The organism is Nocardia neocaledoniensis (assembly GCF_003182135.1).
Classification (GTDB): Bacteria; Actinomycetota; Actinomycetes; order Mycobacteriales; family Mycobacteriaceae; genus Nocardia; species Nocardia neocaledoniensis.
In genome coordinates this window covers 266,948-292,106 of the sequence record NZ_QGTL01000006.1, presented here as the reverse complement: position 1 = coordinate 292,106, position 25,159 = coordinate 266,948, and the positions used below count along the sequence as shown (strand labels likewise).

Annotated in this window: 21 protein-coding genes; all 21 read left to right on the top strand. The window is 66.6% G+C overall.

Translation table 11 applies throughout. From position 1 onward, the window contains the following. The first annotated feature begins 25 nt into the window (after window positions 1-25). The 21 genes from DFR69_RS18885 to DFR69_RS34025 all read left to right on the top strand — a co-directional run bounded on the left by DFR69_RS18885 (window position 26) and on the right by DFR69_RS34025 (window position 25,010). Window positions 26-1,303, top strand: coding sequence for a hypothetical protein (locus DFR69_RS18885; protein WP_146229339.1), 1,278 nt, complete (start codon window positions 26-28; stop codon window positions 1,301-1,303). Further along, on the top strand, window positions 1,300-2,772 hold the full coding sequence (locus tag DFR69_RS18880; protein WP_110038901.1) for an SCO6880 family protein: 1,473 nt from the start codon (window positions 1,300-1,302) through the stop codon (window positions 2,770-2,772). The genes DFR69_RS18885 and DFR69_RS18880 overlap by 4 nt, the downstream gene beginning before the upstream one ends. A 410-nt stretch (window positions 2,773-3,182) precedes the next feature. Continuing rightward, a complete protein-coding gene (locus tag DFR69_RS18875; protein ID WP_244198348.1) occupies window positions 3,183-4,496 on the top strand; it encodes a hypothetical protein in 1,314 nt (437 codons plus the stop codon). Window positions 4,497-4,688: 192 nt separating this feature from the next. Next, on the top strand, window positions 4,689-5,270 hold the full coding sequence (locus DFR69_RS18870) for a hypothetical protein (protein WP_146229338.1): 582 nt from the start codon (window positions 4,689-4,691) through the stop codon (window positions 5,268-5,270). Window positions 5,271-5,520: 250 nt separating this feature from the next. Then, complete coding sequence (locus tag DFR69_RS18865; RefSeq protein WP_110038898.1) at window positions 5,521-7,170, top strand: VldE C-terminal domain-containing protein; 1,650 nt, start codon at window positions 5,521-5,523, stop codon at window positions 7,168-7,170. A 58-nt stretch (window positions 7,171-7,228) separates the two neighbouring features. Next, window positions 7,229-7,744: a hypothetical protein gene (locus DFR69_RS18860; RefSeq protein WP_146229337.1), complete on the top strand. Its 516-nt coding sequence runs from the start codon at window positions 7,229-7,231 to the stop codon at window positions 7,742-7,744. Next, entirely contained in the window at window positions 7,737-8,648 is a 912-nt protein-coding gene (locus DFR69_RS18855) for a hypothetical protein (protein ID WP_147123809.1), read from the top strand. Before DFR69_RS18860 ends, DFR69_RS18855 begins: the two co-directional genes overlap by 8 nt. 77 nt (window positions 8,649-8,725) lie before the next feature. Then, window positions 8,726-9,325, top strand: coding sequence for a hypothetical protein (locus DFR69_RS18850; RefSeq protein ID WP_110038895.1), 600 nt, complete (start codon window positions 8,726-8,728; stop codon window positions 9,323-9,325). Beyond that, complete coding sequence (locus tag DFR69_RS18845; RefSeq protein WP_110038894.1) at window positions 9,322-9,849, top strand: hypothetical protein; 528 nt, start codon at window positions 9,322-9,324, stop codon at window positions 9,847-9,849. The genes DFR69_RS18850 and DFR69_RS18845 overlap by 4 nt, the downstream gene beginning before the upstream one ends. Beyond that, window positions 9,849-10,877, top strand: a complete 1,029-nt coding sequence (locus DFR69_RS18840) for a hypothetical protein (protein WP_110038893.1) — start codon at window positions 9,849-9,851, stop codon at window positions 10,875-10,877. Before DFR69_RS18845 ends, DFR69_RS18840 begins: the two co-directional genes overlap by 1 nt. A 1-nt stretch (window position 10,878) precedes the next feature. Then, window positions 10,879-11,748, top strand: a complete 870-nt coding sequence (locus tag DFR69_RS18835) for a hypothetical protein (protein ID WP_110038892.1) — start codon at window positions 10,879-10,881, stop codon at window positions 11,746-11,748. Between the two features lie 75 nt (window positions 11,749-11,823). Next, window positions 11,824-12,762 (top strand): hypothetical protein, encoded by a 939-nt coding sequence (locus DFR69_RS18830; RefSeq protein ID WP_146229336.1) that lies wholly within the window; start codon window positions 11,824-11,826, stop codon window positions 12,760-12,762. Continuing rightward, complete coding sequence (locus DFR69_RS18825; protein WP_146229335.1) at window positions 12,762-13,715, top strand: hypothetical protein; 954 nt, start codon at window positions 12,762-12,764, stop codon at window positions 13,713-13,715. The genes DFR69_RS18830 and DFR69_RS18825 overlap by 1 nt, the downstream gene beginning before the upstream one ends. A gap of 216 nt (window positions 13,716-13,931) precedes the next feature. Then, the gene (locus tag DFR69_RS18820; RefSeq protein ID WP_110038889.1) at window positions 13,932-15,167 is read left to right on the top strand and encodes a hypothetical protein; all 1,236 of its coding nucleotides are present in this window, start codon (window positions 13,932-13,934) and stop codon (window positions 15,165-15,167) included. 13 nt (window positions 15,168-15,180) lie between these two features. Continuing rightward, a complete protein-coding gene (locus DFR69_RS18815) occupies window positions 15,181-17,085 on the top strand; it encodes a type IV secretory system conjugative DNA transfer family protein (RefSeq protein WP_110038888.1) in 1,905 nt (634 codons plus the stop codon). Beyond that, complete coding sequence (locus tag DFR69_RS18810; RefSeq protein ID WP_146229334.1) at window positions 17,082-17,927, top strand: DUF4913 domain-containing protein; 846 nt, start codon at window positions 17,082-17,084, stop codon at window positions 17,925-17,927. Before DFR69_RS18815 ends, DFR69_RS18810 begins: the two co-directional genes overlap by 4 nt. After that, the gene (locus tag DFR69_RS18805) at window positions 17,924-18,784 is read left to right on the top strand and encodes a hypothetical protein (protein ID WP_146229333.1); all 861 of its coding nucleotides are present in this window, start codon (window positions 17,924-17,926) and stop codon (window positions 18,782-18,784) included. Before DFR69_RS18810 ends, DFR69_RS18805 begins: the two co-directional genes overlap by 4 nt. Then, window positions 18,781-19,686 carry a hypothetical protein gene (locus tag DFR69_RS18800; RefSeq protein ID WP_146229332.1) on the top strand — a complete coding sequence of 302 codons (906 nt, stop codon included), beginning with the start codon at window positions 18,781-18,783 and terminating at the stop codon, window positions 19,684-19,686. The genes DFR69_RS18805 and DFR69_RS18800 overlap by 4 nt, the downstream gene beginning before the upstream one ends. 52 nt (window positions 19,687-19,738) lie before the next feature. Beyond that, a complete protein-coding gene (locus tag DFR69_RS18795) occupies window positions 19,739-21,724 on the top strand; it encodes an acyl-CoA dehydrogenase family protein (RefSeq protein WP_146229331.1) in 1,986 nt (661 codons plus the stop codon). After that, window positions 21,721-23,220 (top strand): flavin-containing monooxygenase, encoded by a 1,500-nt coding sequence (locus DFR69_RS18790; protein ID WP_110038995.1) that lies wholly within the window; start codon window positions 21,721-21,723, stop codon window positions 23,218-23,220. Before DFR69_RS18795 ends, DFR69_RS18790 begins: the two co-directional genes overlap by 4 nt. A 110-nt stretch (window positions 23,221-23,330) precedes the next feature. Then, window positions 23,331-25,010: a hypothetical protein gene (locus DFR69_RS34025; protein WP_146229330.1), complete on the top strand. Its 1,680-nt coding sequence runs from the start codon at window positions 23,331-23,333 to the stop codon at window positions 25,008-25,010. The last annotated feature ends 149 nt before the right edge of the window (window positions 25,011-25,159 follow it).

The following is a 25,159-nucleotide window of genomic DNA, read 5'->3' as shown; positions in this document are numbered from 1 at the left end:
CGCCGCAGACCTAGCGGGTGACTCCGTGGTCGATGGGCTTGTCAACATCCTGCTTTCAGCGTTGACGACGCTTCTGCAAATGGGGATGACGTGGTGGACCACGTTTCCATCGCCCCAATTGTCTTCCTCGGCTGGGCAACCTGCTCCTGTTCTTACTCAAATCAGGGACTACACCGTGGGCCTGCAAGTGGTGCTCTTGACCGCGGGCATCATGCTCGCGGCGGCACGGCTGGCCCTGGCCAAGCGCGGTGGCCTGGCGGGAGAGGCACAGGAGAGCTTCCTCATGCTCGCTCGTGCCATCTTCGCGTCGATGACCTTCGCGACGCTCATCACCGTAGGCACCAATGCCGGTGACCAGTTCGCCAACTGGGTGATTTTCGACGCTACGCGCGGAGACTTCGAGAACGCCATCGGCCGGATCCTCGACCGCGACACCACGGCCACTCTCGGGCCCGGGATTCTTCTCCTCGTCGGTCTGCTCGGCGTGATCAGCATGCTGGTCCAGTTGGTAATGCTGGTGGTCCGGCAGGCGTTGCTGGTCGTGGTCGTCGCGGTGATTCCCTTGGCTGCCGCCGCATCCGGGTCCTCGGTCGGCTCGCAGGCCTACAAGCGCCTGCTGGCGTGGTCGCTGGCGTTCGTCCTGTGGAAGCCGGTCGGGGCCCTGGTCTATGCGATCGCCTTCACCGTCGTCGGCGCCGAAGAACAAACCGATCCACAACTGATGCTGCTCGGCCTGATCTTGATGCTGATGAGCGTCATCGTGCTCCCCGCGCTGATCCGGTTGATCGCACCGGCTGTAGCCACCCTCGGGGGCGGCGGAGGAGCGGCATCCGCGTTGGCCGGTGCAGGTGCCGGTATCGCGATGTCGGCGGTCGGCAGCAAGGGATCACAAGCCCGGAAGATGTCGGAGGCCGAAAGCTCTGGTAACTCGGCAGGCTCGTCGAGCGCAAGAGGCTCTTCCTCCCAGTCGGGCGGCGCAGGTGGGGCGAGACCGATGGCGGCGAATTCAGGCTCGCCACCCGGAGGATCCGCGCCCTCACCGGGCGGTGGTGCGCCGAGGTCCGCGTCGGCAGGCGGAGGTGGTTCGAGCGCTGGCCGCGCCTCAGCTTCTGGTGCCGGTGGGTCGGGCAGTGCCGCGGCCACGGGCGCGGCGGGTGCGGGGCCTGCTGGTGCGGCGTTGTTGGGAGCCCAGCTCGCTGTCGGTGCGCTGCAAGGCATCGCGTCAACCGCTCAACATGCTGTCCCGGAATCGTCGGGCCAGTTGGATCCGGATTCGCTGGGTCCTGGGGAGGTCCGGCGATGAGCACACGCATGTATGGGCGCTGGGAGCAGCCGCGCTCGGCTGGGTTCTTCGGCTTGACGTGGGGTGTTTCGTTACTGGGGCTCGGTTTGGTGATCGCGGTGATGGTGTCGTTCATGATCACCCGCTCCCTCGAAGTTGCCGGGGTGGTCCTGGCCGGGTCGGCCGTGGTGTTCGTCCCGCTGGCGGTGACCCGCCACGGGCGCACCGGGTGGGAACTGGTGCTGTTGCGGGTTCAGTTCGCGCGGGCGCGTTCTCGTGGCGAGCTGACCTACCGGTCGGGGCGGTTCTCCCGCCTGCCGGGGTTGGCGAAACTGCCTGGCTTGGCAGCTGATTCGCGGTTGACCGAGTACGAGACGCCGGGTGGGAAGCGGTTCGCGATGCTGCATATCCGGCGTAGCGATCACTACACGGTGATCGTGCGGGTGATCCCGCGCGGCAAAGAACTCGTCGACCAAGCCCAGATCGATTCCTGGGTCGAGGGATACGGCCAATTCCTGGCCTCGCAAAGCCGTGGTGGGGAAGTGGTCGCGGTGACCGCGGTGCTGGACAACGTCGTGGAGACCCGGTTGAAGCAAACCCGGGAAGTCACCCGGCTGGTCCGCCCGACCGCCCCAGATTTCGCCAAGGCGGTGATGACCGAAGCCGCCGCCGACAGCGGCGGGGTCGGGGTGCGGATCGAAGCGCGCGTCGCGATCACCTACCGGGCGATCGGCAAAGGCCGTATCCGCCGTGATCAGGCCGAGCAGGCCCGGGAGATCGGGCAACGCCTGCAATCGGTGTTGTCCCAGCTCGCCCGCGCCGGCCTGCCCGCCACACCCCTGCAAGCCTGGGAGGTGCTGGGGTTGGTGCGAAGTCGATTCGACCTCGCTTCGCAGCGTGATGTGGAGGCGGCGGGGGCGCGGATCGTGGAGTCGCAGTCGTGGGACTCGGTCGGCCCACTGGCCCATCAGGACCGGTGGGATCACTACGTCCACGACGGTGCCCGTTCGATCACCTGGGAAATGGACGGCGCACCCCGCGGCGCGGTGATGGAAACCGTCCTCGAGGAACTGCTACGGCCGCGCCCGGACGTGCCACGTAAACGGGTCGCGATCGTCTACCGCCTGCATTCGGCAGCGGAAGCGACCTCCCTGGTCGATTCCGACTTCCGCGACGCGGTCGCCGCCGAACAAACCGAACGCGGCATCTCCTCAGCGGCGGCCCGCATCCGGGTCGGCAACACCTCCGCCGCCCGGGAGGAACAAGCCCGTGGGGCCGGGTTGACCCGGTTCGGGGTGCTGGTGACGGTAACCGATCACCTCGACGCGGACCTGCCCGGCATCGAGGCCTCGGTCAAAGGAATGGCGGCGGCATCGCGGTTGACGGTGCGCCGCTGCTACGGCTACCAAGCCGCCGGCTTCGCCGCCTCCCTCGGCATCGGGCTGGTCCTGCCCGAGCATGCTTCCATCTCCGAACGGGTCTCCGGATGACCGGGCACACAAACGGGTCGCCCGGCCGAGACAAGCCCGCGAGAACCGAAGTGATCGAGGGCATCCGGGTTTTGAGCGGAACCCGTCGTGCCGAAGTCGAGCTCGCGGCCACGCAGGCCGGGTTGCGGGGTCGGCGGGCACGGATGCTGTTGTCCAGTGACGATCATCGCCGCGCGACCGCAGCACGGCGCCGCGAGGGTGCTGCTGGGGACGGGTTCGATCTGATCGCGCCGGTGTTGACCGACCGCGGCTACGCCGGTGCTGGGGGTGGTCGGGCGTCGGTGGTGCCCCGCACCCCGGAGTGGCGTGCCACGACGGTACAGGTGGCCGGGTTGTGGCCATTCTGTGTCGGGGCGAGCGCTCCGACCGCGGGGGTGCCCGTGGGTAGTCACTACATCACTGGTGCCCCGGTGCATTTCGATCCGATGTCGTGGTTTCTGCGGGGGTTCATCACCGCGCCGATCGCGTTCGTGTTGGCGCTCAACGGGTTCGGCAAGTCCTCGCTGATCCGGCGCATCATGACGGGCGCGGTCGCGGCGGGGGAGACCGTGCTGTGCATGGGCGACACCAAAGGCGAGTACCGCGACCTGGTCGAGCGCCTCGGCGGGCAAGTCGTCGATGTCGGTTACGGCCACGGCACCATCAACCCCCTCGACGTCGGCGCCCTCGGCGCCGTCATCGCCGCACTGACCGATGCTGATCAGCGACGTCAGGTCATGGCGCGGGTCGAAGCCGGTCAGATCAACATCGTCGCCGGACTGATCGAGCTGGTGCGCGGTGCCCGGGTCGAAGACTACGAGGAAGTGCTACTCGCCGCCGGTCTGCGCGAGCTCTACAGCCCCGCCGGTGGCTTCACCCACCAGAACCCGCCGCTGCTGGAAGACCTGCTGGCGGTGATCTCCGCGGGCGGGGAGCGGCTGCGGGCGTTCGCCGAAGAAGACAACGACCTCGCCTACCGGGCCGCGACGAAACCGTTGCGCCGATCGATGCGGGCCTTGGTCGAAGGCCCGTTCGGGGCGATCTTCAACGGCCCCACCGCGACCCGGTTGGATTTGTCGAGTCCCGCGATCTGCATCGACATCTCCCGCATCCCCGAAGGCGACACCAAACTACTGGCCGCAGTCCTGATGACCTGCTGGTCCGACGGCTTCGGCGCGGTCGCCGCCGCCCACGCCCTCGCCGACGCAGGGCTGGCCCCCGCCCGGACCTTCGAGGTGGTGATGGATGAGATCTGGCGGGTGCTCGGCGTCGGCGAATTCATGGTCGACCGCGTCGACGCACTGACCCGGCTCAACCGCGGCCTGGCGACGGGGCTGATCATGTGCTCGCACACCATCAAAGACCTCGCCGCCTTCGATTCCCCTGCCGCACAGGCAAAAGCGCTCGGCTTCTTCGAACGGGCCCGGGCGAAGATCATCGGCCCGGTCGGGCCCGAGGAAGCGAACCGGATCGCCGCGGTGGCGGGGATGACCGACACCGAGAAACTGCTGGTGACCTCCTGGGCGGCGCCACGCCCACCCAGCGACGACGATCTGGACACCACGCGACGCGAAACTCCGCCGGGCACCGGGTGTTACCTGCTCAAGACCGGGGAAGCCGACCAGCCCGGCATCCCATTCCGGATGGTGTTCACCCCCACCGAACGCGACTCCGAGGTCCACAACACCAACCGGCGCTTCGACAACCTCGGCCGAACCTCCGGCGGGTCGGTGAACCCGCGATGAGTACCCGTCCGAAGATTCGCGGCACCCTCGCAACTCACCGGCGCCTATTTGTTGGCGCGCGAGTTCGGTGCAGGTCCGGGTGGCGTATCGGCGCCTCGAAATCGTTTCCCAAAGGTCGAATCCATTGGAGGGCACATTGTATTGCCTGCGCAACGAGTACACCACCTCCCCGACTTAATACGAGGAAATTCGATGAACGAACCAGCTGATTTCGTCGTCCTACAAATCGGCCGCACAGCCATTTACGGGCGAGGTGATGTCGAGGACATGATGGATGTGCTCGAGGTCGACCGGCTGCGTATGCGACTATCCCTGGCCGATCGGGCCCAGGTCTGGTACGTCCCGGACGCGGAGGGGCCGAACCCGCTCAGCGAGCAGATCCTGACCCGCCTCGGATACCGCGATCCGACCGGCTGGACCGGGCCGATCGCCCTCACAACACGTCCCGAACCCTTCGACACCGCTGCACCGTTCGCAGACGACGTGCGTGAGCTGGTGAACGAAGTGGTCACCACCGCCGGTGGGGCGGTCGCCTACGCCACCGCATCGGAGACGATCCCGATCGTGAGGGCCCACACGAGCATCGTGGTGAGCGCGCATGACCGGTCAGCCGACGCCGCTGACGCCATCGACCCGCAACCGGGAATCGCGGAGGCCGTGAATGCCGCACTCAGCGACGGTGGCACAGATTTCGAGTCCCCCGACGACACCGAGGCCGACACGGCACCGCCCGGATCTACCCACGACACCGCAATCGGCCCGGATTTCGCCTGACGAAAGCCAGTTGGCACTTCACCACCGCAGATAAGTAATTCGCGCATACCCATTGATAGGTGAGAAATTAATGAAACCAAATTTCGACACATCAGCGAGAAAGAGGTGGCTCGCGCACGAAACACAGCGTGGAACACCTCATGCGGACGAAGTCGACAGAACCTGCGATGAGCACCGTTGACCGTGGCTCACGCCGATTCCGCTTCCCGACCGTCTGCGCTTGGGCCACGCGCTCTGACCTGGTGGGCCGATGAGTGGCGCCGCGCGGGCAACGACCGCGGTCATCGGTGCGGTCCTGCTGCTGGTGGTGCTGCTGTTGTTCGCCGGCAGCGCCCAGGAGTGGGGCTGCGCACCGTCCACAGCGAAGCAGGCGCCTTCATCCGGTACGGCGAGGACGATGCCGATGACTGAGGGCACCTACACCCTGACCTCGGGTTTCGGAATGCGTTGGGGCACACAACATCAAGGCCAGGACTTCGCCGCCGCACCCAAGACCCCGATCTACGCGGTCGCCGACGGGGTCGTAGTGCGGGTGGGCGAGGCGAGCGGGTTCGGGATCTGGGTGGTCATTGACCACAACATCGACGGCGAGATCGTGTCCTCGGTCTACGGGCACATGTTCGCCGACGACGTCGAGGTCGAACAAGGCCAGACCGTGCGGATCGGGCAGCTGATCGCCGGAGTCGGCTACAACGGTCAGACCGTCCCCGCAGGCCCGGACGGTGCACACCTGCACCTGGAAATCTGGACCGGCGGAGGGCGATTCGGCGGCGGCGCCGCGATCGATCCGATGCCGTGGCTGCGCAGTGGGTCGGTCGATCCGACCAGCCCGGCCGGATCGACCGACCCCGCCCCATCGACGACACCGGGCCCGAGCGGGAGCGCGGTAATCGAAGCCGCAACACAGGCAGGGTCCGAACTGCCCGCGATGCCCGCATCGATCGGGTCCGAACGCGGTTTGCAGGTCGACACAATCCGGTTGGCGCGCACCATCGTCCAGCAGTTCCCGCAGGTACGGGAGATCGGCGGGCAGCGTGAGGACCCGCTGCCGGACCACCCGAGCGGGCGGGCGATCGACATCCTGATCCCCGACCCGACCTCTGGGGAGGGCAAGGCGCTCGGTGATCGGATCGCCGACTTCGTGATCACCAACGCTGCCGCGTTGCGCATCGATTACCTGATCTGGCGTCAGACCTACCGTTCGGCCACCGGCGAGTCCAACCTGATGGAAGACCGCGGCAGTGTGACGGCGAACCACTTCGATCACGTGCATGTCACCACGCTGGGTGGCGGATACCCCGACGACGGTGCACCGATCGGCCCGGTCACCACGGACTCCACGGGGGTTGCGAGCGCGACGGTGTGTGGGCCCGCCCTCGGCGACACCGACCTGGACCCCGGCACTGTCCCCGAGGAACTGGTGGCCTGGTATCAGCTGGGTGGGACCGTGTGTCCACAGATCACCTCGCCGCTGCTGGCGGCACAGGGCAAACAGGAATCCGGGTTCCGGCGAGGGCTCACCTCCCCGGCTGGTGCCCAGGGGTTGGCCCAGTTCCTGCCCGGCACCGCGACCGCGCTCGCCACCGACGGGCAACCGTATGTGATCGACGCCGACGGCAACGGTGTCGCGTCGGTGTGGGACGACGGCGACGCGATCATCGGCCAAGCCCGCTACATGTGCGACATCGCCGACAAGGTCGACACCTGGATCAGTGAGGGCAAGGTCGTAGCCCCCCACGGGCCCGCCGAGCTCTACCTCGCCGGCTACAACGCCGGCGAACACGCGGTGCTGCAGTCGGGCGGATTCCCCACGGGCTCACCGGATTACGAGATTCAGACCCGCCCGTACGTGGCCAACATTCTCGCGACGGCCACCCAGATGACGACGACGCTGAGCTGAGGACACCATGAGCAACCGCCTTTCTCTCGCCGCTGTGACCGTCGGTATCGCTGCCGTCGTGATTGCACTCACCACGGTACTGACTGGCGGCGCCGACGACCCCGGGCCCACGTCCGATACGCACACCCCCGGTGCCGCCCACATTGAGGGGCCCGAGCCCCAGGACACCGACGCGGTGACCGTCGCCCAGATGGGTTTGGCGGCCATGTTCTCCTGGCAGCCTCGTACTGACCCCGACCCTGGTGCCGGGTTGGTTCGTGCAGCGCCGTGGCTGACCGGCGAGCTGGCCGCAGCGGCGGCGGGCAACGGCCCCGCGATCGGGTTGGCGCCGCTACTGGAATGGGCGGGGTGGCGCGACAGCAACGACATCATCTCCGCCCTGGTCGATGCCGAGCAGCCGGAAACCGGCGGGTCGGGACCGACGGTCGCGGCGACGGTGACCCAACAGGTGCTCCACCACGACGGGACCACCACCATGTACCGGCGGATGCGGGTGACCGTCACGGTGACCGAAACCCCGCAAGGGTGGCGGATGTCGAGCTACCGCATCACCTCGGTGACCGACCATGGTTGAGCACACCGCATCACGCGAACCTGTCCGCCGGGCACTGACTGCCACACCTGACACCGTCGGGCATGCCGGTTCGACGGTGACGCAACGGCGGATGGCGGCGGTCCTGCAGAACGTCACCGTCGATCTGATGCAGTTGGGGCGGGAACCACACAGCCGCATCCAGACCTTCCGGGATCTGTCGGTTGTCGGTCGCGTCGTGCATGAACAAGCGGTGGCGATCGGCTTGCCCGCCAACTGGATCGCCTACGCGCGACAGGCCGGCCAGGAAGGCCGCCCAGCAACCAGAGATGCTTCGCTGCCACCGCGCCGCCCGGTGGCACGGTCGCTGCTGATCGCCCAGCTCCACCATCAGGTCGACACACTGGCGACCCTGGCCGCGGTTCGACCGGTCCGCCGCGACCACGCCACGGTGACGCCGCAGGCAGCCGACAAGTTGAGCGAGCATCTGCGGTTGCAGTGGATGCGGGTCGCGATGGTCGCCACCGCCCTGGACGTCACCGAGGCCGAAACCAACGGTTGGTGGTCGCTCGAGGCAACCGACTGGCAAGCTCGCCTGAACCAGATCTCGCAGCAGTCGGCACCCGATCAGGGGCGCCAATGGCGCGAACTCACCCACGTGGGCCGGGTCCGGGAAGGACGGATCCGGGTCGCGGCGATGCGCATGGTCGGCATCGGCCTCGCCCACAGCGCACCCCACCAACTGCCCCCAGCCCCGCACATGCTCGAAGCCGCCGCCGAAACCATTTGGCACACAGCTCTTTTAGAACCGGACAGTGGCGCGGGGATCGGTGCCGCGATCGCCGCGACCGGCATCGAGGACGGCTACGGCATCGCAGGCGGCGACCTGTTCGACCTTCCACCTCCTGGCGAGGTTGCGCGCCCACAGCTCGAACCAGATTTCTGACCGATCGCTCGAAGGAAAACGCGATGACCACCCACCTCCGTACCTGTGCCCCGGCTACACCGACCACCCCCGAAGACATGGTCCGCGCCCGGGCAGCTGAACTGCAGACCTTCGCCACAACCGGCGAATTCGACAGCCTCGCAGCCGAATACGGCTTCACTACCAGCGACCTGTCGGACCGATACATCCAAGCCTTGCTCGATCTCGCCGGGATCGATTACGACGGTCTGCGCCAATCCGAAATCCTCTGGGCCACATCAGGTGCCAACCTGGCGCGCAAGGCCGCGACGGGCCCGGCGCTGACGGTGTGGTCGGCGGCGACGATGACCGCGTTCACCGTGTGCGGGGCCGCAGGGCGCATGATCTGGCACGAAACCTTCGATACCGAGATGGTCGATGGGGTCGAGGCGGCCACTATCTCGGCGGAGAAGGCGATCGAGTTGGCCGCGCACGCGCTGGCTGATTGGGGTGGCGACGCCGGTGTCTTGCGGCTGAACCTGGCGCGCAGTCGCGGACTGGACTTCGACCGGCTCCACAGCATCGCTACCACCGTGAGTCTGGTCCTCGACATCGCGACCGTCCCGGTGCGCAATCCCGCCGCCGAGCAGTGCACCTGGCCCGACCGAGTCCGGTGGCGCACCGTCGACCTGCACGAACTCTGGGACGCAACGTCATGAAACCCGTCGCGATCACCAGCGTCGCCCTCATCGTCCTGGCGGCGGTGAGTGGTTGTTCGTCCGCTCAGGCACCGGTGGTCGAACCAGGCTGTCGCGCCGAGGCATTCCCACCACCACACACCGAGGTCGCGCCCTGTTCGGCACCTGCGGTTCTCCAGGCCGCGGTGACCATGCTGTACCGGCTGGATCCGGTTGCCGGGGTGGACGCACGGTCGACGTTCAAGACCGCGCGACCGCTGATGCGCGCCACATATGCGACAGATGCCCGGATCGGGGAGTCGCTGTGGGCCCCGATCACCCCCGAGGCGTGGGGGGACTGGGTCGATTCCAGGGTGCCGCTGCGCACCGAGGTCGCTGTGACCGGCGATACCCCGGCGCCTGATACCGCGACCTCGTCGAGCCGGGTCTTCACTGTCGCCCTCACCCCGGCCGCCAGGACATCGATCGAGTTTTCGGTGTCCGCGCGAGCGACTCGCGCGGGGGCCGAACGTGCATGGTTGGTCACCGAAATGCGGGTGTTGTGATGAACGGGGATCCGGTCGAAGAAGGCGGGCAAGCGGTCCGCCAGGGATTTCTGCAGGCGTTGCAGACCGCGCACACCACCAACGCGTTGTTCCGGAGCAGGGGTGGGGAATCGCGGTCGCGGGCGGAGTCCGAGCAGAGACTCGCGAATGAAGCGGCCAAGAACCAGCGGTCGTGGATCGAGCACCAGGCCAGGCTCGGCAATCTCGGGACCGAGCAAGAACTGAGCATGGCCAAGATCGCTGAAGTCCGTGCCCGCATCGACAACGCGGCCAAGATCACCGAGGTCGACGTTCGTCACAAAGAGGGCCAGATCATCAGGGCTGAAACAGATTTGGCACGAAGGGAGCTCGACGGTGAGCTTTCCCGGCAGCAGAGCAGCGAGGTGCATGCCGCACGCATCGCCGGCTACACCAACCGCGAAGCCCGCGAGGTGGCGTTGCACGAGCTCGATGTCGAGCTGAAAGAGCTGATGATCGAGATCCGCCGCCGCGCGGCCGGATTCACCGACACCTTGCACCACTCGGATGAACGAACCGGCGCAGCCAAGGCCGCCGCAGCCCAGTTCGCCGCCGCCGACGCCACCCACGACCTGTCTCCAGACGCCGAAGCCGCAAGCCAGGCCTACGAAGAACGGTTCATCCACGACATCGGCCTGGACCCCGAAGACTACTTCGCTAACAACGGCGCGTATCAGTCCGACCGAAGACCCCACGGTGTCGACGACGACGTGGGCGGGCTGGCAGCCGATCTCACCATGGACGCGCACCTGCACCACGAGTTCGACTACCTCACTGGCTATCTCGCGCCCACCAACGCCCCGGCCGCCGAGACGATTGTCGACGCGGAGATCGTCGAGGACGGTGAATGGATCGAGTCCGCGGTATCGGCGACAGCGGTCCACGACATCGATCCCACCGCTGCTGATCCTGACTTGACCAGTGGGGGAGCAGACCCCACACCTGCCCGCGCCACAGGCACAGAGCTCGAAATGTGGCGCGGCGATCCCGACATGGGACGGGGCCGGTGAGATGTTCGAGCCGAGCCCGGTCCAGGCCAAGCTGCTCAAGGCCGTGCAGAACCTGGCCAGCGACAACCAGCATCTGATCGACCGATCCCGCACCGGCGACAACCAGGACCTGTCGCCGATGGCGCTGGCGCATCTGGATATCGGGCGCCGCACCCGGGAAAACCTGGAAGCGATCGCCAACGCGGTCGGGGTGCCGAAGTCGGTGATCGACTACACCCGCGCCTGCGGGGAACGCGGACACCGCTGGGCGCCCGGCCAACCATTGTTGAGCACCGAAGCGATCGACCGCGATACCCTCCTGCGCGGGCACCGGCGAGCGGTCGCGGAATTGCAGACGATGGCCGGAGTCGGGGCCGCTGCGGCGCGACAGGGCGACCTGTCGCGTGCCGGGTTCTCTGCCTTCCGCCGCGTCATGGGCGTGAGCTGGCAACAGGTCGGCGCAGTCGGGCACGCCCTGGGCTTGACCACGGTTGAACAGCAACACTCGTGGGAACCCACCGCTAGGCCGTGGACCGAGCAGGTCGCGCACACCCTGTCGAAGCTCGACCGGGCGGAGGTGTCGGCGCGGTGGCAGGCCGTCATCGACACCGATTTCGCCACGGTGTCGATGCCGGTGATGGTGCTCCAAGCCGCCGGAATCACTCCCGACGACATCAACCGCCAGCTGCCCGTCCTGCCCGACCGGATGGTCGAGCTCGCCGCAGCCGCCCTCGACACTCGCCCCACGGCGCGGGTAGTCGGCGGCGTTGATATCGACGCCGCGATCGAGGCCACCGGCGCCGGTGCCCACACCGCACACGACCCCACCGATCACCGACCGGGCCCGAACCCGGATCAACACACCGGACCCGAGATCGGGCCGGGGCCGTGAACCGCCGCGCACGGTCTCTCCAGGCCGTTCCGGGAGCACTGAACACACAGTCGAACAACAGGATTGGAGAAACCGGTGAGTCATCCCCTCTCGGGTGCCGAGGAAATGCCCTCGTGGCAGCTTCGCCTACTCGAACGAATCCAGAACACCAGCTACGACCACTACCGCACCTTGTTCCACGGGTCCCCGCAGTACTCGCCCGCCCACGGCCCGAGCGTTCAGCTCGAGACGTGGCGGACCCACCTGAGGGCGTTGGACGACGAGCGCGGTGAGATCGAGCTACACGCCCACGCCCGCGGAGTCCCGCAACGGATGATCGACTACGCCACCGACACCGGCGCCAGGGGCGCACGCTGGGGCGATACCCCCGAAACAGCAGCACTGCCGATGGCCCCGCCGGGGGCGGATCCGGCACGCCTGCACCTGCTCGACCAGCTCGCCGAGGAAGTGTGGCGCCTGGAACACACCGCGCTGGTCCGCGCGGAGTACCTGCATCGCGTGCACAGCGGTGGGTTGCCCGACAACGAGCCAGCAGAACGCCAACTCCACGACAACATGGCCGCGCTGTGGCGGCGTGCGACCGGGACCGCAGCACTGATCAACGTCCAACCGGTCGAGGCCGAGCAGCTGTGGGGCCGCAGCCCCGGCTCGTGGCAACAGGTGGCCGAGCTGACCGCAGCCTCCTACACCGATGCCGAACTGCGGCAACGGTTCACGGAAATGTCGTGGAAAGGGATCGAAGCCGACGTCTCGCGCACCTTCGATAATCTCGCCACCACGACCGTCACCGACGTCGGCCCACCGACACCCTGGGAGTTCGCCGAACGTGCCGAACACGCCTTGGCCGCAGTCAGGTTCACCGACAACCTAGGCCCGGGCGCGGGGCACGGTATCGGCACCGCGGTCGAAGCAACCGGGATCCGAACAGCAGCACAGTGGGAGCCAGACCCAGACCTGCAACCCCACCCGCCTGACCGAGGGCCGGGGTCTGGTGTGGATCAGGGGGTGTGGTGATGACCACGAGCGCTCCAGGGCCCGGTGAGTCGGTGACCCAGTGGCAAGGCCGCATCCTGCGGCGGATCCAGCAATTGGCCGCTCAGCATCGGGAGGTCACTGATGCCGGACCTGCCATGTTCGACGACGGTGTCTCCGGTGGCAACGAACAGGTGTGGAACGAGCGACTCGAACTGCTCACCGTGCAGCGCGAGCACGCCGAGTACACGGCCATGCTGGGTGGGGTCGACCCGGGTTGGGTCGTCGATGCCCGCGAACTCGGGCAGCGCGGCGCGAACGCCCCGAAGCCGGGCGTGGTGCGCCAGCACCCCGCCCGCGCGAACCAAGCCCAAGAGTTCTACCTCGACATGCTCGAGCTCGACTTGTGGACTATGGAACGCATGGCCGGCCTGGAGGCCGCCCGTATGGACCGAATTGCCACCGGGAGATGGGCTTTCGATACCGACCCGATCGCCGTCGCCCAGTTCGCCGACAACATGACGGCACTGCACACCCGGGTGACCGTCCTGGCCGCCGCCGCCCAGCTCACGCCAGCCGAAGGCGAGAGCTTGTGGGGGGCGAGCGTGGAAGGGATCCGCCGCGTACACGCGGTCACCTTCGCCGCCTACACCGAGCAAGACCTCGCTCGAGCCTGGAATGGCTATGCCCGCGCCGATCCGGCGTTGGCGGTGCCGCCGTATGTTCCGCGAGGTCCCGACGTCGGCGCCGCCCTGGTCGAGCCACCGACACCGCGCACGATGATCGCTGATGCGACGAGCGCGTTGCGGTCCCAGCTCGTCGACACCGCCATCCGCCAGGCCGAACCGACCGATCTGGCCGCCGAGAGCACCGCGATCACCGCCGTCGTCGACGCCGCCCTGGGCGAGGACAACGCGTGGTCCTGGGAACCCGATCCCGACCCGGTTCCCGGACAGGTCAGTGAGGTCGGCACTAATCGCGGCCCAGACCTATAGAACCGCAGCACGATTCGTGAAATGTCGGCGTCACGGCCAGGGGGAACTGGACCGAGACGATCGAACCTGAACCGCTGGGACCTCACCACACCCCGTTTGAGGGTGTGACGTTTTCTCGATCCGAGGAAGCACGATGCCCCACCGTCTCCGGCAACAAACACCTTCACCCTCGAACCCCACCACATCGTGGCACCTGTGCTTGTCCGGGAGCACTCGATGAGCTGGCAGACACGAGGAACCAGTTTCACCAACCCCGCCTACTACCGTGACGCCGCCGACAGCGTCGAAGCGCAACTTCGCGCCGACTTCTCCGCTCACCACCAGTTGGGTGAGATCGCCGCCTACGGGGAAACCCCAGCACAGGTCGTCGAGTACAAAGCTCGCGCGCACAACATCGCCCGTCAGTGGCTCCAGGATGCCGCGCCCGAGCACCAGCAGTTGTGGCATGAACTCGCCGGCGCGGTCGAGGCCTGGACCGCGAACCCCGAAGCCGCGCGCCGCGAGTTCGGCCAGCTGCAGCAATCGTTCATCGAGGGCGGCGCTGGGATCGACTCGAACACCATCCGTACGCAACGGCAAGCCGCGGAACTGACCGGACACCTCGAACCGGTCAACGATCGGTCGGCCCAAGACGGCGCTCGCTGGCGACCTCGCCACCTGAGCGTGGTTCCCGATCCCGGCGTGGAGGCAACACGCTCGGACAGCTTGGTCGACCGCGCGTTGGGCGGGCGAGCCACACAAGAGCTGAGCATGGCCGAGGTCGAGGCGATCATCAACGGCTCCGACGAACTCCTCGCCGCCGAGGAAGCCCTCGCAGATCTCGACACCGGTGAAGACGAGATCACCGCCCTGTTGCCGGCCGCTCAACGCAACGCCTACCTCACCCCCACCGTCACGATCGACCAGGTGCCTGCCCAGATCGGCGCCGTGCGCCGGGTCCAAGACCTGGCCGCTCAACATGCCCGGCTGGCAGCCGAATTCGACGAATCCCCCGAAGGCAGTCAGGTCCGGATCGACCAGTTGGAGCGGTTGATGGACGGCGCACGGGACGCCCGCCGCGCCGCCGCGCTCGCCGGGGCAGACCACGACGAGATCACCGGCGCCTACCAGGCGGGCCTGGCCGGGCACTACTGGTCGCAGCAGCCCGGGGCGCCGCGGCTGGCCCAACTCGAGCACGTCCTGGGCGAACGCGACACAGCCGTGGCCGAACTCGACGCCCTGCGAAGCCAACTCGGTCTGGCTCCTGACTACCCACCTGCGCTCGCGCTCGCCGCAGGCGCTGAGAACACCCACCCGGCCCCCAACACCGCCCCCCCGGGTGGAGCGGTGATGTCCAGCGCGGTCGAGGCTGCCCTGCCCGAGGCCGACCCCGCCGCCGACTGGGCGAGCCCAGAACTCACCGGCGTCATCGACGCACCCCGCTACGCGCCCGGTATCGACCCCCAGTTCTGAAAGGAATAGGTCAATGATGTTCTCTCCCCGAGAAACCCGGCGCCGCACCAAGTCCGGACTGGGTGAAGAAGCCAGCATGCTGCTGATCCTGCTGGCACTGCTTGCGCTCGTGTTCGTGCTGTGGGCGGCACTGAAACTCGGCAGCTGGCAGGCCGGGCAGTCCCTGTCGTGGAATCCGTTCGCCGCCTTGCTATCTGTGGCCGCCGGAGACAAGCGATGGCCGTGGCAAGCAACCCCGATCGCGGTGGTCTTGCTCTGCGTGACGGGCGCAGGCGCGATCCGCGGAGCACGAAAGTTCACTGCTGGTGGGGAGGTCGATGCGGCGGCGCGGACCATGCAACCGCCGGGCAAGATCCGCATCGCTCGCGCTGCCGACAACCTCGCAGACAACCAACGCCTCCTCATCGATGCCCCACCAGGAGTGCAAGCGAATCCGGGACCGCTGTTAGGGCGCACGGTCATCGGCGACATCGCACTGCATGTTCCCGCTGAACTCGGTGTCACGGTGACGGCTGGTCAGCGGACCGGCAAGACGGTGGCGTGGGCGATACCGGCGGTGCTCTCGGCGTGGGGGCCGTGCCTGGCCACGTCGAACAAACCCGACCTGTACCGGCACACCGTCTACGGGCGCGAGCAGGTGGGGCGGGTGTGGGTGTGTGACTTGCAGGCGGTGACCGGGCAGGTGGTGTGCGGGTTCTGGGTGAACCTGTTCAACCAGGTCACCGGGCTTCCGGCGGCGCGCAAGCTGGCCGGGTTCTTCGTGTCCGGGTCGGCGGGTTCGGCGAACGAGATCGCGAACGCGAAAACCGATGCCTACTTCGACGGCGGCGCCCAAGAACTGTTCGCCCTGCACATATTCGCTGCCGCGTGCGCGGGCGGGGACCTGCATCATGTCGCGGAATGGCTCGGCCGCGACCAGGACCCGACCCCGGCATTGATCCTGCGCCACTACGGCCACGACCGTCCAGCCGCCCGCATCATCGAATGCCAAGGCCTCTACGCGAGACAGCGCGACGGCCTCTACGACATGGCCAGAAGATTTCTTAACGTGCTCTCTGATTCCGGGTACGCCCAGATGGTCACACCACCGGTCCGGAAACTGTTCCAGGTCAGCGAAACCACCGCCAAACCGACGACAGCGGTCGTGCCGAGCAGGAGCGGGAAGACGGCGTCGATCCGCAACGGGGTCCTGATCGAGACCACCGAGCAGCCACGCACCCACCTGTTGCCGGAGTTCGACCCGACCGCGTTCGTCACCTCCACCGACACCCTCTACCCGCTGTCGATGACCGGCCCCGACGGGGCCACCCCCTTGACCGCCGCGTTGGTCGGGCAAGTCCTGGAAGCCGCTCTGACCGCGGCGCGGGCCCGGCCGGACGGGCGGCTGGCGGTACCGCTGTTGTGTGTGCTCGACGAGGCCGCCAACTGCGCCCGCATCAGCGAACTGCCCTCTTACTACACCTACGCCGCCGGCTGCGGAATAATCCTGATGACCATCCTCCAGGTCCTCGAACAAGGCGAAAACCTCTGGGGCGCCAACGGGTTGAAGACGATGATGGCCCAGTCGATCGAGGTCTACGGCGGGTCCATCGCCTCAAGGGACTATCTGGAGCACTGGTCGGCGATGGCCGGTCAACACGACGTCTCCGACCGCTCCCGCACCTACACCCCCGGCGGGATCCAACGCAGCCTGTCCTGGCGCGCCGAACCCATCCTCGACGTCGCCATGCTCGCCGCCCTCCCGAAAGACCGTGCCCTGGTCCGTCTTCCCGGCCACGGCCCCGTCGTCGTCCGCAAGATCCCCTGGTTCGACAGCGAGTACGCGCCGCTGGTCCGCACGTCGATGCAACGGTTCGAAGGGGAGCGGGTTTCGCTGATCAAAGCCGCTCCTGCGGCCATGGGGGAGGGGCAGTCGTGACCAGCCCTGCCCAGACCGCTGCGGCGCCGATGCCACCGCAGTTCGCGCACTTCACTGATTTCGCCGCCAGGTGGATGTTGCCGACGATCAGCGTCCGGTTGGCCCAGGCGAACCGGGAGAACACCTACACCTGGTGCCCACGATGGTGGGCCCATCGCCCGGTCGCCGTCCGCATCGCGCACCTGCACTCCGCGTTCGAGGCGATGCGCCGCGCCAAAGCCGGATCGAGCCTGAGCACCTTCCTGCTCACCCACTTCGACCCACACGCCAACTTGATCCTCGACGCCGCGAACGGCCCCCTGCACCGCTGCACCCGCACCCATCACCAAGCGACACCGTCGTTGCCGTTCGATCCTGTTCCACCGGGCTGGTTCGGCACCACCACTCCCGCCCCCGCCGCGGTGGATGATGACAAGCCGGCGAAGAAGTTCGGCCACTACAGCGAGTTCGTGCAGCAGTGGTTGTTGCCGTTGGTGTCGGTGAAGATCGCCGCGAACAACCGGGAAGGCCAATACACCTGGTGCCGACAGTGGTGGCGCCACCAATCCGTGGCCATCCGCTTCGCCGGCCTGCACGCCTGCTTCGAAGCCGCGATCAACGCCGATGACAAACAGGCGATGAGCGCCCTGTTCGTCCGCCACATCGACCCCCAGCTCCGGTACATCCTCGACGCTGCCAACGGCCCCCTGCACCGCTGCACACCTGACCAGCACATCGACAGCCCCGGCCTGGCCGGTGAACCAGTTCCCGCGAACTGGTTCGGAACCCCCGGGTCCTCGACGCCGGTCCACCGCCTCGGCTTCGGCCCGGACTTCCGAGCCTATGGCGGTGAGCGGCCATGAGCATGAAAGATGCGACCGCAGTCCACAAGCGGGTCCTCAAGGCACTGCAGAATCAGGCCGCCGACTCTCAAAAGCTCCTGACTACCCAACGTGCCAGCGGCACCGAGCCGACCCCGGAGTGGACACAGGATTTCCAGGCGCGGGCGATGCTGCACAGCGAACTCGGCGCCGCTGCCATCGCCGGTGGGGTGCCCGTCGAATGGGTCGATCAGGCCCGCGAACGCGGCACCAAGGGCATCCACTGGAACACCAACCTGTTCCTGCGCCGCGCCGCTCCGGTCGACCGTGAAGCGCTGATCGGCAACCTACGCACCGACATCGACCGGTTGGCGCGGCACACCGGAATCCATGCCGCCTACCGACCTCTCGCAGCGGCGCACAACTCCGACACCGGCAGCGTCGACGAAACACTCAACACGTTGTGGCGGCGTTCTGCCCAGGTTGGTGTCCTGCTCGGGGTCGAGGCCGATGAAGCCCGACAGTGGTGGCCTCAGGACACGTGGATCGAAACTGCTGCCTCGGCAGCGGCGGGGCTGACCGAAGCCGGACTCGCCCACCAGTGGCGGGCGATCGCGGCCACGGACATCAGCAGCTGCGCTGTGCAGGCGCGTGCCTTGGCCGAGGCCGGCATCGACCCCGATTCGAGGATCGCGCCCCCGGAGCCGAGCGCAGTGCTTGACGTTCTCGGCGACAACCACGTTCGGGTGGTCGGGTTGTTCTCCCACGGACCCGGAGCGCAGATCGACGCCGCCATCGAGGCCACCGGTGCTTCTGCCCACCATCTCGACAACGACGGGTGGACCACCCAGCCGGTATTCAGTGACCCGCAAACCAACTATCCGGGGATCGAGCCATGAGCCGCCCGGCGGCGCAGCCGCGTCTGGTCTCGGATCTACCTGCTCCGCAGGCCGAGGCACTCAATGACATCCATGACCTGGCTCGCCGTGCCGGCACGCTTCGTGGAAACCAGCCGTATGCCCCCGAACTGGTGCGGCTCGAACATGACCGCAGCATCGCCGAGATCGTGGCCGCCAGCAGGGCGGTACCGGCGGTATGGATCACCCAAGCCCGTGAATACGGGCAGGCGAACCGGGCGTGGCAACCGACCACGGTGTTGCGTGACCCGCCGAAGAACAACGTTCCCCGCCGCGGCTACGGCCGAGTCGTCGCCGACACCAACCGGCTCGTCGACATGGCCACGGTGTCGGTCCTGCGTCACCAGCATCTGCACCAAGCCGGGATCGAGACCGATCCCGAGCCCGCTGTGGCGGCGCAGCTTCGGCAAAACATGGCCGCGATCCGCACCCGCATCATCCACACCGCCGCCGCGATCAACATGAGCCCGGCCCAACGCGCGCGCAGCACGACGGTCACCGATGCCCACCTCGCAGAACGCCTCGCCACCCACCACCGGCTCGCCGTCGACGACCTGACCGCGCTCTGGCGCGACCTGGCCACCCCCGCGATCGCGGCGAGCGTCCGCTCGTCGCTGGCCAGCCTGCGCCGCACCACCACACCACCTGTCAGCGCCGACCCCGGCCTGCCGATGCCGCCCACGGTCGAGGAACTGATCACCCGCACCCACCTGCAACTGATCAACATGACTGCCGCAGATGAGGCCTTCACCGACGGGCAGCGGATCGAAACCGCAGTCCAGCTCGCCCTGCCGCCCACGGCCACAGAACCCGACCAGCACAAACCCGAGACAACGGCCGGGCCGTCACTGGATCGTCCGCTCACGCCAGGACCTGAACCGTGACGAACCGTCAGCTCGACCGTGGGACCACGACGCCCACGCCGTCGACTGATCAGTGGCCGACAACGACCCGCCAGTTGCAAACCCGATCGCAGCGCCCACGAGCATCCGCGCGAGCCGCAGCGCCGAAACCGCCCTACACCGCGGCCACCTCAGCCCCAGACCAACGTTTGGAGACCTTGCCATGACTACCGTCGATCTACCGCCGATCCCCGCTCACCACAATCGGGCGGGCCAGCCGTTTTCCCCATCCGGTGACCCGACCGCCGTCTCATTGCGCACCGCGATCCTCGGCACCGAACCAGATATGCACCAGCGCGTGCGTGCCGTCATCGCCGAACTCGGGGACCGGCCCGGCACAGGCTTGACTTATCCGGCCGAAGCCGGGCTGGCACCGGACCTGCTCCGGGCGACCATTGCGGGACTGGGCGGGTCGGCGACCGCGATCGCCGCCGACACCCGGCTGCGCGGGATCCTGTGCGAATGGGCCGCGGTCTGTGCCCCGCACCTGCTGCCGGTGCTGACCGGGCATCTCGATCTGTCGATCGGAGCGATCAGCGCCCTGGGCAACGGTTCTGCCTACCAACGTGAACTGCTCACCGAGCTCGACACCGGTCAGGCGGTCGGAGTTTTGTTGTTGACCGAGCTCGGTGGCACCAACGGCGCCGACCAGCGGACGAGAGCGGCCTGGGACGGCATCCGGGGTGGGTTCTGGCTCACTTCGCCCGACCCGGCCAGCTGGAAATTCATGCCCAACATCGCCGATCCGACAACACCGAAGACCGGAGTGGTCACCGCCCGCTTGATAATCGGAGGCCGCGATGAGGGTGTCCTGCCCTTCCTCTTGAGGTTGCGCACCGACCAAGGACTCGCACAGGGTCTGCACGTCGCCGCGCTACCGGATAAGGGCTGGGCTCCCATGGATCACGCGTTGATTGGCTTCGACAAGGTCTTCGTTCCCGCTGAGGGGTTGCTCGGCGGGACATGGGCAGTGGTGGGCGCGGACGGTTTCGAGTCGAGGGTGCCGGTGCGGTCGCGGTACCACCGAGCGATCGCGACGCTTGGACGGGGACGGTTGGACTTGGCGGGTGCGGCCGCGGCGGGTGCGCGGGCGGGGCTGGCGGTCACAGTCAACTACGCCCGGCAGCGCCGACCCGGCGGCCGGACCCTGATGGCTGAGCGGGGCACGGTGCGCCGCGACCTGGTCTCCGCGCTGGCAGCGACCTACGCCACCAGCGTGCTGGGGCGCCGCGTGCAGGACATGGCCGTGGCCGCACCGGTAGGAGACCCGCTCATCGGGGTGTGGTCGATGTTGGTCAAGCCATTGCTGGCCTACACCGCTCACGAGGTCCTGCTGACCTGCCGGCAACGCAGCGGCGCCCAAGGATCGTTGCGCACCAACTGGATCCAGGACTGGATCGGCAACACCGAAGGAATCATCACCGCCGAAGGCGAATCACAGCTGCTGTGGAAACAAGCCGGACAACTCACCTTCGACATCACTACCTTGGAACTGCCCGCGACCCCCTTGCATCTGCCCTGGCATCTCCGGCTGCTCACCGACAGAGCGACCACGATCGCGGCCGGGCTGCGACGCGACGACATCACCGCAGCCGGGACCGCACTCGATCCCGATACCGCCGCCATCGAACTCGCCGCCGCCACCAGCGAACGACTCGCGGCGACCGCGCTGTGGACCGCGGCGACCTCCGCCAACGACGACACCGCGCGAGGCCTGCTCGAATCCGCGACCGCGGTCTACACGCTGGAACGAATCCTGCACCGCGGAACCTGGTTCGCCGCGCACCGACAGATGACACCTCGGCGTGCCCAACGCGTCCACCGCGAACTCCACCATCACCGCCGGTACCTGGGAGCGCATCTGGGTGAGTTGGTCGACGGATTCGGCATCAGCCTGGACGCCTTCGACGCACCGATGGCCGCCCCCGACTACCTGAACTGGTGGCGACGCTGGACCAGTTGGTCGAACCCGCCAATCGACACCGCCACCCGGCCGGTCAGCGGCCAGGTGCGGCCATGATCACGCACAGGGTGGTCGTCGTCGGGGCCGGGTTCGGCGGTCTCACCATGGCGGCTGAGCTGAAACACGCCGGCATACGTGACTTCCTGGTCCTCGAAGAAGGTCCCGAGGTCGGTGGAGTATGGCGGGAGAACACCTATCCGGGCTGTTCCTGCGACGTCCCCGCGCACCTGTATTCGTTCGCGTTCGACCCCTACCGTGACGCCCGAGTCCGTTACCCGGACCAGCAGTCGATCTTGACCTACATGCGCGAGGTCACCCACCGCAACGGCCTGCGACCACACCTGCGCTGCAACATCACGGTGGTGGCCGCCGACTACAGCGACACCGACCGCACCTGGACCCTGACCACGAGCAGCGGTGAGCTGATCCGCACCCACGCGGTCGTGTGGGCGCTCGGTCAATTGCATCGACCCGCGATTCCTCGCATGCGAGGGGCGCAGACCTTCGGCGGGGCTGCGTTCCATTCCGCACGGTGGGACCACACCGTCGATCTGAGCGGACAGATCGCGGTCGTCGGCACCGGTTCCTCAGCGGCACAAATGATTCCCGAACTGGCTCGCATCGCGGCTGGGATCACGGTATATCAGCGAACCCCGGCCTGGGTCCTGCCCAAACCCGCCGCCGGATTCGGGCCGTTATCACAGTGGGCGCTGACCCATATACCCGGTGCGCACGAGCTGTACCGGGCAGGGATCTACCACGCCGCCGATCTGGTTCTCGCGCCGATCATGCGCGCAGGGTGGTCAGCACGACCCGTTGAACTCTTAGCACGGGCCCACCTTCGACGACATGTGCGCGACCGTGCGCTACGCGCGAAGCTCACACCGGCCCACCGGATCGGAGAGAAACGAATTCTGCTGGACAACGGCTACTTCCCGGCTCTGATCCAACCACACGTCGAACTGGTCACCGATCCCATCGACCGGCTGACCCCGCACGGAATCCGCACGGTCGACGGGACCGAACGCCCCGCCGACATCATCGTGTGGGCCACCGGATTCCAGGCCCCAGAATTCCTTGCCGGGGTGCAGATCCGGGGACGAGGTGGCGTCGACATGCACAAGCAGTGGCGTAACGAAGGACGGCCGACCGCCTTCTACGGCCTTGCGGTACACGGCTTTCCGAACCTATTCATGATCGCGGGCCCAAATTCGTTCACCCCGTCCAACAGCAACCCGTCGATCAAGCATCACCAAGCCCGCTACATCATGCGCTGCCTGGCGCTGAGCGCTCGCTGGGGTGCACCGGTCGAGGTGACCGATCGTGCAATGGCGGGCTACGTCGAAGAACTGGATTGGGGGCTCGCCCGAAGTGTCTGGTCTGATGGTGTGGCGACGCCCTGGTGGAAACGCAGCGACGGCGTGATCACCAACGTATGGCCTGCAGCCGTCAGGGGGTTCGAGCGTGCGATCCTCGCCAGCGATCCAGCCGCATCGTTCATCAAGGTTGAGAACATGGCGGCCTCGCGCTCGTTCCAGCATCAGGGCACATGAGTACCGGCGATAGGGATGGAAAACGCTTTGCGGCAAGTGATTTCGGTCGGTAGCTTGCATTGTCGCAGGTGTTGTCATGTCAGCTGGGTCCGCGTATTCAGAAGGATGTCATGCACGCAGAGTTCGATCCGACGGTTTTCCTTCCCGGTAGTGAACGACGGCTCGTCCGGGAGTATCAGGCTAGGACATTCGAGTGGGCGGCGGCCGGTCAGCGTGGCCAGGTGCCCACGCCTGTACCGAAACCGGACCCCGCACCCTTTCTTCTGATAGCGGGGGCTTCCGCCATGAAATGTGGGCGGTTGCTGAGAATACTGTCGCCTGACGTTGCGATATCGACATGGTGGGAGTCGCAATCGAAATACGCTGCCGCGCTGGGGCACCACACTCTCCTCAACAGGTTCCTGTGGGTGATGGCAGTCGGCGCTTCCGGCACTTCGGGAGACTCGGCAGTTATCGACCAGTATTTCCTGCATGCGGGACGGTGGTGGATAGCAGCGAACTTGGCTGACACCTTCAGTTCCCACGATGAGGAGCTTTCGGTCGGTCTGCAGCAGACGCCGGGACGCGAATTTTTGTCCCGAACAAGCTCTCAGAACATCAGGTTCGCGTGGGTGAACAGAATGATCTGCACTGAGATCGGACGCCAGATCGAGACTGATCCGGCATTCGCTGAAATACTGCCGGATTTTACTGTCGAGAACGTTTCGCGATCACTCGATATCGCCGACAGATTTGGGCTAAGAACCGGAGATGGTGGCAGCGGACTTTATCCCACACCGGTGACCGACTCGGCTACGAGGTTCATCGCTGATAACCTCGCAGTGCAGGCGGGCTCTCGATCTCACACAAAATTCGAGAACCTCGCTGTTTCGCCGGACATCAACGGAAGTCCTTGGGTCGAGTTCCCATCGGGCGTCGCGCCGATCGCTCTCGGTACCGTGCGGTTGGAACAAGACCGGGCCATGCTGAAGGCGATCGACGACAGGTTCCTGCGTCACCGGAACCATGGTGCACATGACCTGAGCAAAGGGGAGCTCTATGAGCGAGTGAGTCAAGAGTGTGTGCGCAGTTCGCTTCCGTGGCTGGATACACGAGAGCTGCATCGGCCAGCTGTCATCAAACTGGGTGGCAAGAAGGACCCCGACATCGACTGCATGATCAGCGACCGGCGGATTCGGGTAATCGGTGAGGTCAAGGCGATGGAAGTCTCCGATGCGATCACGACCTCATCGGCCAACTTTGAAAAGCACGTGACAAAGATCGCTACGCAGCTCCAGGTCCGCCTGGGCGCTCTCGATGCCGGGACACCGGTCACCGATGCCGATGGTCGAGAATTTGTCGGTGGTAAGGATACAGTCGGGATCGGGATAGTTTTGCACAACTACTGCGGGTCGTTGACCTTTCCTGACATGCTGCAGCATATCGACGCTGAGGTGATGAGTGACCGGACAGCTGTGGCGGAGCTCCACTCGTGGGTGATCGTTCTTTCTGCAATGGCGTCAGTCCGCGAGTTTCGGGATTACCTGCGCTATCGACACCGCCTCCATCGGCTCGGTGTGGTTGCAACCGATGAATGCGATATCGCTGTGGGTTTTCTAAATCCGCATCGCGGTGAGAATGTGATCCGCTTCTTCAAAGCACGTGCGGCCGGCAGGCCAGAAGTCAAGAAGCTATTTTACCTGAATGGGTTCGCTGTCGCAGGTGACGTCGCTTCCGAACAGTCCAAACCGGCCACCCCCGCTGAGTGGAAGCACATTCTCTACGAAGCGGCGCAACCCGTTCCGATGTGAGCGGTGGCTTATCGTCGGTGGACCAGGCATCCCATGCGGAGGTGGTGAAGCTCGGCGTGCCGACGGTAGCGTTGTGGATGTGGGCCAGGGTGGGAGCTGTCTGATCGAGTAGCAGCGAACTCGCAGTCTCGGTCTCGTGCATCGGTTCC

Excerpts from the sequence above, each read along its gene's own strand:
- DFR69_RS18880 (WP_110038901.1), top strand. The coding sequence starts at position 1,300 with ATGAGCACACGCATGTATGGGCGCTGGGAGCAGCCGCGCTCGGCTGGG.
- DFR69_RS18870 (WP_146229338.1), top strand. The coding sequence starts at position 4,689 with ATGAACGAACCAGCTGATTTCGTCGTCCTACAAATCGGCCGCACAGCC.
- DFR69_RS18865 (WP_110038898.1), top strand. The coding sequence starts at position 5,521 with ATGAGTGGCGCCGCGCGGGCAACGACCGCGGTCATCGGTGCGGTCCTG.
- DFR69_RS18855 (WP_147123809.1), top strand. The coding sequence starts at position 7,737 with ATGGTTGAGCACACCGCATCACGCGAACCTGTCCGCCGGGCACTGACT.
- DFR69_RS18850 (WP_110038895.1), top strand. The coding sequence starts at position 8,726 with ATGGTCCGCGCCCGGGCAGCTGAACTGCAGACCTTCGCCACAACCGGC.
- DFR69_RS18845 (WP_110038894.1), top strand. The coding sequence starts at position 9,322 with ATGAAACCCGTCGCGATCACCAGCGTCGCCCTCATCGTCCTGGCGGCG.
- DFR69_RS18840 (WP_110038893.1), top strand. The coding sequence starts at position 9,849 with ATGAACGGGGATCCGGTCGAAGAAGGCGGGCAAGCGGTCCGCCAGGGA.
- DFR69_RS18835 (WP_110038892.1), top strand. The coding sequence starts at position 10,879 with ATGTTCGAGCCGAGCCCGGTCCAGGCCAAGCTGCTCAAGGCCGTGCAG.
- DFR69_RS18825 (WP_146229335.1), top strand. The coding sequence starts at position 12,762 with ATGACCACGAGCGCTCCAGGGCCCGGTGAGTCGGTGACCCAGTGGCAA.
- DFR69_RS18820 (WP_110038889.1), top strand. The coding sequence starts at position 13,932 with ATGAGCTGGCAGACACGAGGAACCAGTTTCACCAACCCCGCCTACTAC.
- DFR69_RS18815 (WP_110038888.1), top strand. The coding sequence starts at position 15,181 with ATGATGTTCTCTCCCCGAGAAACCCGGCGCCGCACCAAGTCCGGACTG.
- DFR69_RS18805 (WP_146229333.1), top strand. The coding sequence starts at position 17,924 with ATGAGCATGAAAGATGCGACCGCAGTCCACAAGCGGGTCCTCAAGGCA.
- DFR69_RS18800 (WP_146229332.1), top strand. The coding sequence starts at position 18,781 with ATGAGCCGCCCGGCGGCGCAGCCGCGTCTGGTCTCGGATCTACCTGCT.
- DFR69_RS18790 (WP_110038995.1), top strand. The coding sequence starts at position 21,721 with ATGATCACGCACAGGGTGGTCGTCGTCGGGGCCGGGTTCGGCGGTCTC.
- DFR69_RS34025 (WP_146229330.1), top strand. The coding sequence starts at position 23,331 with ATGCACGCAGAGTTCGATCCGACGGTTTTCCTTCCCGGTAGTGAACGA.